We start from the raw sequence: 8,269 nt of genomic DNA on the forward strand, positions 1-8,269 counted from the left end.
GAGGCCGCTCCTACACGCGGGAGCTTCACGTGGGAGCGGCTTCCAGCCGCGATGCGCCCCGGCCAGACCCTGCCGGATCGCGGCCGGAGGCCGCTCCTGCGGAAACGGCCGTCAGATCCACCCAACCAGCAGCGGCACCAGCAGCGCGGTCAGGAGTGCGTTCAGGGCCATCGCGATTCCCGCGAAGGTGCCGGCGAGCTGGTTCACCTGGAAGGCGCGGGCCGCCCCGATGCCGTGCGAGGCAACGCCCACCGCGAAGCCGCGGGCGGCCCAGTCGGTTACCCTCAGCGCATTCAGCAGCGGGGTCACGATCATCGCCCCGATGATCCCGGTGATGATCACCAGGGTGGCCGTGAGCGAGGCCAGGCCGCCGATCTCCTCGGCGATCCCCATCGCGATGGGCGTGGTGGCCGACTTCGGAGCGAGCGACAGCAGGGTCTCGCGGCTGCCGCCAAGCACTCCGGCGACCGCCACCGCGGAGACCACGGCGGTGACTGATCCCGCCAGCAGCGCCGCCAGCATCGGCACCAGCAGACGGCGCACGCGGCTGAAGTTGCGGTACAGGGGCACCGCCAGCAGCACGGTCGCGGGGCCGAGCAGGAAGTGCACGAACTGGGCGCCGTCGAAGTAGGTCGCGTAGCTGGTCCCGCTGACCGCCAGGACCGCCACCAGCAGCGCAATCGCGACCGCCACCGAGTTCACCAGCGGCGACCCGCCTGTCGCCCGGTGCAGTGCGTGTCCGATCGCGTAGGCGGCCAGGGTCGCCGTGAGCCACAGCAGCGGCTCCTGCTGCAGGTAGACCCACAGCAGGTCGAAGTGGTCCGTCCCTTCCACGGGGCCGCTCACGGTTCCGGCTCCGCTTCCTGCAGTCCCATCTTCCGCATCACCCGGAAGAAGACCAGGGCGGTCACCGCAATGGTCAGGGCGGTGGAAAGGAAGAGTCCTGCCAGCAGCGGCAGCCACTCCGCCCTGATCCGCGCCACGTGCAGGATCACGCCGACACCCGCCGGCACGAACAGCAGCGAGAGATGGGAGAGCAGCACGCCCGCCACCGCGTTGAGCTCCTCCGGTACCTCCCGCAGCGCGGCGAGCGCGCCCAGCATCAGCAGGGTCCCCAGCACCGGTCCGGGTATCGGGATACCCGCGGCTCGGACGATGATCTCGCCGAGCAGCTGGCAGACCAGTAGGGCAAGGATGGCATGGACCATGATCGAACTCCTGCGGAATCGCCTCGGGACAGGTCCGGAACTGTAGCGCGGAAATGTCGCCACGAAAGAACACGGACGGCACGGAAACCAAGGGTACTCAAGCTCTCTTCAATGTGCTCCCGCGTCTTCCGTGGCGCGCCTTTTCATGTTCGGGGGTGCCGACAGGTCATGAAGGTTGGCGTGGAGGATCGCGCTGCTCCCGTCCCCGTCACCTCCGGACTGGACAGCCGACCCTTGCTGCGGTGCAATAGCGGCTCCGTCAGGCGAGGCTCGGAGGGAGTGCATGACATCCGGAACCGGTCCGAAGACCGTTGATCTGGCGTTGCAGGGCGGTGGTGCCCACGGGGCATTGACCTGGGGGGTCCTGGACCGGCTTCTCGAGGACGACCGCATCGACATCTCGGGCGTCAGTGGCACGAGTGCGGGCGCGATGAACGCGGTCGTGATGGCCGACGGCCTCGACCGGGGTGGACGCGACGGGGCGCGCGAGGCCCTGTACCGGTTCTGGAGGGCAGTGAGCAACGCGGCGCTGCTGTCACCGGTACAGCGCAGCCCCTGGGACCGGCTGACCAGCAATTACAGCCTCGACCACTCCCCCGCCTACCTCTTCTTCGAGCAGTTGACGCGGCAGTTCTCCCCCTACGAGTTGAACCCGCTGAACGTCAATCCGCTGCGGGATCTGCTCGCCGATCAGGTCGACTTCGGCCGGGTCAACCGGTGTCCGGATCTGCGCGTGTTCGTGACGGCGACCAACGTCCGCACCGGCCGCGGGCGGACCTTCACCCAACCGGGCCTGTCGGTGGACGCGGTGATGGCATCCGCGTGCCTTCCGTTCATGTTCCAGGCGGTGGAGATCGACGGGGAGGCCTATTGGGATGGCGGCTACATCGGCAATCCGGCGTTGTACCCGCTGGTGGAGAACCAGGCCACCCGGGACCTGGTCATCGTGCAGATCAACCCGCTCGAGCGCGAGGACCTGCCTCGAACCGGCCGGGACATCGTGAACCGGATCAACGAGATCACGTTCAACGCCAGCCTGGTGAAGGAACTGCGGCTGATCGAACTGCTGCACGAGCTCATCGCGGTCGAGCAGCTCGAATCGGAGCGCTACCGGGATGTCTTCGTGCACCTGATCCACGCCCACGAGGAACTCAAGGACCTCGACGCGTCCAGCAAGCTGAACGCGGAGTGGGGGTACCTGCAACACCTCAGGGAACAGGGCTGGTCGTGGGCGGACCGCTTCCTCGAGCGTCACTACGATGACCTCGGGGTGCGGGCCACCTTCGACCTGAAGGCCCTGTTCGCCAGGGACAGCCTGCGTCCGCCGGCGACGGACGAGCCGGGGGATCCGCCATGACCGGTCTTCTGGTGGTGGGGGCCGCCCTGGGGCTGCTGATCTACCTCGCCTATCGGGGCGTCAGCCTGCTGATCCTGACCCCGGCGCTGGCGACCTTCGCGGTCGTCGCGACCCGGGAGGGCCACGCGCTGGCCGCCTACACGCAGATCTTCATGGGCGGCGCGGGTGGCTTCATCACCCTGTATTTCCCGATCTTCCTGCTCGGCGCGGTCTTCGGAAAGCTGATGGAGGACTCGGGCAGCGCCCAGGCCCTCGCGAACGGCATCATCGCGAAACTCGGGGCCAACCGCGCGATCCTCGCCGTCGTGCTTTCCGGCGCGGTGATGACCTATGGCGGCGTGTCACTGTTCGTGGTCGCCTTCGCGGTATTCCCGATCGCGGCGGCCCTGTTCCGGCAGGCCCACATCCCCAAGCGGCTGATCCCCGCGGCCATCGCGCTGGGCGCCTTCACCTTCACGATGACCGCATTGCCGGGCACGCCATCGATTCAGAACGCGATCCCGATGCCGTTTTTCGGCACCAGCCCCTTCGCGGCGCCGGGACTCGGCGTGATTACCGCGGTGGCGATGTTCACGCTCGGCATGCTGTGGCTCCAGCACCGGGCGCGCAGGCTCGCGCACGAGGGCTACGGCGACCATCCGGACGCCGCATTCGCGCCGGACCGCGAGTTGCGGGAGAAGGCGGCCGGCGAGGGCTTCGACCTGATGGAGCTGCCGGTGGAGAAACCGCCGGTGGGGCCGCCGTCGTTCCCGGTCGCGCTGCTCCCGCTGGTCACCGTGATCGCGGTGAACCTGCTGTTCACCTTCGTGGTGATCCCGCGCATGGACACCGAGTTCCTTGCCCTGCCTGTGTACGGGGAGACGGACGTCGAGGAGGTGCGCGGCATCTGGGCCGTGATCGCCGGGCTGGTGTCGGCGCTGTTGCTGCTGGTGGCCATGAACTGGCGCAGGCTCCCGCAGCTGAAGCAGAGCCTCGACAACGGGGCGAACGCGTCGCTGGTCCCGATCTTCAATACCGCGAGCCTGGTCGGCTTTGGCGCGGTGATCGCGTCGCTGAGCGCCTTCCTGCTGATCCGCGACAGCGTGATACAGCTCGGCGGCGACAACCCGCTGATCTCGCTGGCCATCGCGGTGAACGTGCTCGCGGGCATGACGGGTTCCGCATCGGGTGGCATGAGCATCGCGCTGTCGACCCTGGGGGACACCTACCTGGAGATGGCCCGGGCCGCCGGCATCCACCCGGACCTGCTGCACCGGGTCACCGCGGTGGCCACCGGAGGGCTGGACACCCTGCCCCACAACGGCGCGGTGATCACATTGCTCGCGATCGCCGGTCTCACGCACCGCCAGGCCTATTTCGATCTGGCCATGGTCGCGATGCTGGCCCCGTTTCTGTCCCTGCTGCTGCTGATCGGGCTCGGCACGCTCTTCGGCAGTTTCTGACTCCTGCGCAGTGGTGGCGCCGAGGGACGGGGACCGGGTAGACGGGGGACAGATTTACAAATCTGTCCCCGGTTGGGTCCCTGGACAGGGGGCGTCAGTTCCGTGCCGGCAGTGCGTTGAATGCCTGCATCCGGACGAGGCGCTGCAACCGGGTGGCGTCGGGCGATCCGAGATGCCAGAGGAGGGGGATCGCACGGCGCCCCAGCTCCTCGATCGCACCAACGCAGAACCCGCTGGGGCTTCCAATCCGGGGCGGCAGTGCAAGGTACACAGTGGATCCGGAGACCTGAATCCAGAGCCCCGACGCCTGCAGCAAGCGCCAGTCGAGGCGATCCTTCCACTCGTCCGGCAGCAGCGCGGCATCACGGTGCAGAACCCATGCATCGGGAAGACGCCGGGCGATGGCGCCGCCAATCCTCGAACCGAGGAGCTTGTCGAGCCACCACCGCGGGCGCAGGCGGAAGGCCGGCAGCTCGGTCGAGACCTGCGCCGCCAGGACCACGAACGGAGCGGCCGCTCGGCGCAAACCCCTTCCGTCACGGTAGGTCGCGTATTCGAACACGGCAGGCAGACCGCCCGTCCCGGAACTCACGAGGCTGCGCTCCGCCAGACTGTTCTCCGCTGCAGTGCCGGGCCGCTCGTGAACGACGAAGGGTTCCGGCAGCGACAGGTAGGGCGCTCCCAGCACGCGGTAGCGCATTCCGAGCCGCGCACCCAGCGCCGACAGGGTGCCCGCGTCCTCCAGGAGCCGGCGGTGCACGCGGAACGAGGTCATCAGGGCCAGGCCGGCGAAGCCCAGCGAGAGCACGAAGAGCAACGGGATCTGCAGCCATGGTGTCATGTGGTCTCCTCCGCTAACCGTTTCGTGGCGCGTTGCCGGTCGATCAAAGATCAGGATCCCCGCACGGTGAAAGACGACAGCGGGCCTCCCTCCATCAGGCAGGTGGATACCGGCTGCCAGCGGCCGGACGCTGGCCCGGTGGTGGCCAGGCCCGTCCACCCGCCCCATCCCGGAGCGGACGGCGAAGAACGGTGCCGCTCACCCCTGCCACCGGTCGGGAGCATCGCCTCGACCACCAGCTGCCAGACATCGGACGCGAGACCGGAGCCCGCCTCCGGTCCCGTCAGCGCCAGCAGCACCGTTCCGTCCGCTCCGAGCAGCTGCACGCCCAGGCGTCTGCGAGATCCCTGTGCACGACTGACCACCCGCGCCTCCACCACGCGTTCCAGATCGATCCGGATCCGGCTCCCGGCCGCGTCCAGCACCAGTCGCGGGCCATTCGAGCGATATCGCACGGATTCGGCCTGAACCGACACCTGGCCGCTTCCCGGATCCAGGGAGAACTCCACGGGGATCTGCCGCTCATCCACCACTTCCAGCAGCGCCGGAAGCTGCGCGGTCGCGACGGGCCAGGCCGAACCCCTGGAAACGAACCGGTGGATCTCCATCACCGCACCCCCCGCGCCCGCGAATCGTGTTCCGGGTTTGCGGCGCCACCCCCCGCGCCCGGCATCAGAGCGGCACGTGGTGTTCGGATGAGGAGGCGACCTGAGACGAGGGTGGCGCGCGTGATCGCGGGCAGTGGTTTGCAGGACATAGCTTGCTCCCGGGTTGTTGGCGGCGAGACCATCCTGCTGGCGATGCGTGGCGCCCTGTGACGGGCTCCACGCTGGCTGGCGTTGGGCCGAGTTCGACTCAAACACGAGCCTTAATGAGAATGATTACTGTTATTGATCACCCATGTCAACCCTGCCTCGCGGGCCTTCTGTCACCCATGCTGCGCGAGCCCGGATCTGGGTATTGGGAGGGGTCGACTGATGATCCGAGCCGCCACCGGGGCGAGCCCTGGCGATCCGGCGCAGTTCACGCGACACGAATCCCTCCTGGGGCGCCGGCATCGTGCGGTCGTCCGGGAATGGCGGATGAGCTGGGAAAAAAAGGGCTGCCTGGCTGGCGGACCGTCAAGCGCGGCGGCGGGCTGAGCAGCAATCCCAGCGAAGGAGGCGTCTGGAGAGGTCGCGCAGCAGGCGTCGTTCCCGCTGCACCTGGAATGATACGCATTATTGTTTTCGAGTCAAGAAGCGCGGTGATCCAACCCGGTGTCGCCAGGTCAACCCGGGACCGCACCCGCAGGACTCGGCCATTGGTTCACGGAACCGTCAGGGGGAAAATCCCCTTCACTCCCGTCGCGAGCCGCCCTTCGGCATGGCATGGGCCAAGCGCAGCAGGCCCACCCCGGCCACGGCGATCTGCGGTGGACACTTCGTTTTGCCCGCCCTTCGGCCGCTTCCGGATTCAGAGAAACGCTGATTTATCGGCGTTTCCCTGCGGCACACGGAAGTGGCGCCAGAATCGACCGCCGCAGGTGGTTGATTCTGAAGCAAGCTGCAAATCATCTGTGCAGCGCAGTGTGCGCCGAGAAAGCCAGTATGGCTCTATTCAGCGCTTCCTTAGGGGGGTCGCGCCGGTCACCGCGATCGTTCGGGCACCCGATCCCGGATCATCCGATCCTGGCAGGCGAGCGGACGATCCCGCCGGTGTGTATCCGGCCACGGCTCCCCGGGTCGGATGGCATCAGTTCGCCTCCGGTTGCGAGACGAAGCCGAGCCGGGCGACACCGGCCCGGCTGGCATCGGCCATCACCCGGGCCAGCGTTTCGTAGCGGGTGTCCCTGTCGGCGCGAAGATAGACCGCGAGTTCGGGGTTGGCCGCTACCGCATCGCGCAGGCGCCCGAACAGCGCCGCATCGTCGATCGGGGCGTTATCCCAGTACAACCGCCCGGTGGCGTCCAGTGCGAGGGTGACGCTGTCGACCGTCTGTTCGCTCGGCGTGCTGCTCGCGCGCGGCAGTTCCAGCTGCACCGAATGCGTGATCGCCGGCGCGGTGACGATGAAGATCACCAGCAGCACCAGCATCACGTCCACCAGCGGAATCACGTTCATCTCCGACATCGGCTCGTTGATGTTGCCCAGGCGCCCGAAGGACATGGTCAGGCACCCTGCCGAGTCGGCTCGGTGCCACTGCCCGGCAGCGGGAACGCGCCGGTCTGTCGGCCCGCCGCGCCCGGCGCGTGGCCGGAATGCATCAGGTAGGCATGCAGGTCGTGCGCAAAGGCCTCGAGATCCTGCTGCAGCAGCCGGTTGAAGCGGTTGAAGAGGTTGTAGAACGCGACCGCGGGGATGGCTGCGGCGAGGCCGGCGGCGGTGGCGACCAGCGCTTCCCCGAGCGGACCAGCGACCAGCTCCATCGAGACGCTCTCCAGAATCGACAGCTCGATCAGCGCGTTGTGGATCCCCCAGACGGTGCCGAACAGGCCGATGAACGGAGCCAGGCTGCCCACCGACGCGAGCAGCGTCTGTCCCGCCTGCATGCGCAGCTGCTGGCGGTCCAGCGATTGCCGGATCATCCGGATCATGTGGTCCTCCAGGCGCTGCTCGCCCTGGGGGCTCGAGTCGTGGCGTCCGGGATAGGTCTCGGTGGCGTGCCAGCCATCCCGGGCCATCTCGGCCAGCGGACCGGGTCCGCTGGAGACCACATCCCGCAACGCCTGCGGGCTGTCCGCGTTCCAGAAGCCCTGCAGGAACCGCCGGTTCGCACGCCGGGTCTCGACCAGGCTGATGCCCTTGGTCGCGGCGATCGCCCAGGTCGCGATCGACAGCACCAGCAGCGTGACGAAGACGCCGATCAGCACCGGATCGCCGTGGTAGAAGACGTACAGGATATTCGGGTCGTTCATGTCGTGCCCTTAACGCGTTGTGATCGTCATTGCAGCCGGAATTCCATCGGCACCAGCACGGAGGCGGCGACTGGACGGCCACCCTGCCGGGCCGGCTCGAAGCGCCACCCGGAGACGGCCTCGAGTGCCGCATCGTCCAGGCGCTCGTGGCCGCTGCTGCGTTCCACCCGCCAGTTGACCGGGCGTCCGTCGGCGGCGACCGACACCCACAGCACCACGGTGCCCTCCTCCCTGCGCCGCTGCGAGATCCGCGGGTATTCGGGTGGCGGATTGTTCAGGTAGGCGGCCCCGAAACCCGGTTCCTCGAAGGACTCGCCCGCCCCTTCCTCCAACGCGCCCGGAACCGGTCGTTCGCCCACCCGTGGTCCGGCCCGCGAGGTCTCCTCACGCGCCTCGGGACGCGGTTCCGGTTCCGGCTCGGGCTCGGATTTCGGTTCGGGTTCCGGCTCGGGCTTCGGTTCGGGCTTCGGTTCGGGCTTCGGTTCGGGCTTCGGTTCGGGCTTCGGTTCGGGCTTCGGTTCGGG

General features: G+C 68.1%; 9 protein-coding genes. 2 read left to right on the forward strand and 7 right to left on the reverse strand.

The annotated features are described in order from the left end of the window. Nucleotides 1-111: 111 nt before the first annotated feature. A complete protein-coding gene (locus ACESMN_RS09130; protein WP_373053287.1) occupies nt 112-846 on the reverse strand; it encodes an LrgB family protein in 735 nt (244 codons plus the stop codon). Beyond that, nucleotides 843-1,208 carry a CidA/LrgA family protein gene (locus ACESMN_RS09135; RefSeq protein WP_373053288.1) on the reverse strand — a complete coding sequence of 122 codons (366 nt, stop codon included), beginning with the start codon at nt 1,206-1,208 and terminating at the stop codon, nt 843-845. The genes ACESMN_RS09130 and ACESMN_RS09135 overlap by 4 nt, the downstream gene beginning before the upstream one ends. A gap of 283 nt (nt 1,209-1,491) precedes the next feature. On the opposite strand from ACESMN_RS09135, the gene ACESMN_RS09140 reads away from it, so the two are divergent. Together ACESMN_RS09140 and ACESMN_RS09145 are read left to right on the forward strand one after the other, a co-directional pair. After that, on the forward strand, nt 1,492-2,565 hold the full coding sequence (locus ACESMN_RS09140; protein WP_373053289.1) for a patatin-like phospholipase family protein: 1,074 nt from the start codon (nt 1,492-1,494) through the stop codon (nt 2,563-2,565). Then, the gene (locus tag ACESMN_RS09145) at nt 2,562-4,007 is read left to right on the forward strand and encodes a GntP family permease (RefSeq protein ID WP_373053290.1); all 1,446 of its coding nucleotides are present in this window, start codon (nt 2,562-2,564) and stop codon (nt 4,005-4,007) included. Before ACESMN_RS09140 ends, ACESMN_RS09145 begins: the two co-directional genes overlap by 4 nt. A 94-nt stretch (nt 4,008-4,101) precedes the next feature. Here the strand turns inward: ACESMN_RS09145 and ACESMN_RS09150 are convergent, their stop codons facing one another. From ACESMN_RS09150 to ACESMN_RS09170, 5 genes are all read right to left on the reverse strand, one after another. After that, on the reverse strand, nt 4,102-4,848 hold the full coding sequence (locus tag ACESMN_RS09150; RefSeq protein ID WP_373053291.1) for a hypothetical protein: 747 nt from the start codon (nt 4,846-4,848) through the stop codon (nt 4,102-4,104). Nucleotides 4,849-4,898: 50 nt separating this feature from the next. Beyond that, entirely contained in the window at nt 4,899-5,456 is a 558-nt protein-coding gene (locus ACESMN_RS09155) for a hypothetical protein (protein ID WP_373053292.1), read from the reverse strand. Between the two features lie 1,126 nt (nt 5,457-6,582). Further along, on the reverse strand, nt 6,583-6,996 hold the full coding sequence (locus ACESMN_RS09160; protein WP_373053293.1) for an ExbD/TolR family protein: 414 nt from the start codon (nt 6,994-6,996) through the stop codon (nt 6,583-6,585). A 2-nt stretch (nt 6,997-6,998) separates the two neighbouring features. Further along, nucleotides 6,999-7,745, reverse strand: a complete 747-nt coding sequence (locus ACESMN_RS09165) for a MotA/TolQ/ExbB proton channel family protein (protein ID WP_373053294.1) — start codon at nt 7,743-7,745, stop codon at nt 6,999-7,001. A gap of 26 nt (nt 7,746-7,771) precedes the next feature. After that, a partial coding sequence (locus ACESMN_RS09170) for an energy transducer TonB (RefSeq protein ID WP_373053295.1) occupies nt 7,772-8,269 on the reverse strand: 498 nt, incomplete at its 5' end.

Origin of the sequence: Thioalkalivibrio sp., from assembly GCF_041690275.1 — a bacterium.
Lineage (GTDB): Bacteria > Pseudomonadota > Gammaproteobacteria > Ectothiorhodospirales > Ectothiorhodospiraceae > Thioalkalivibrio.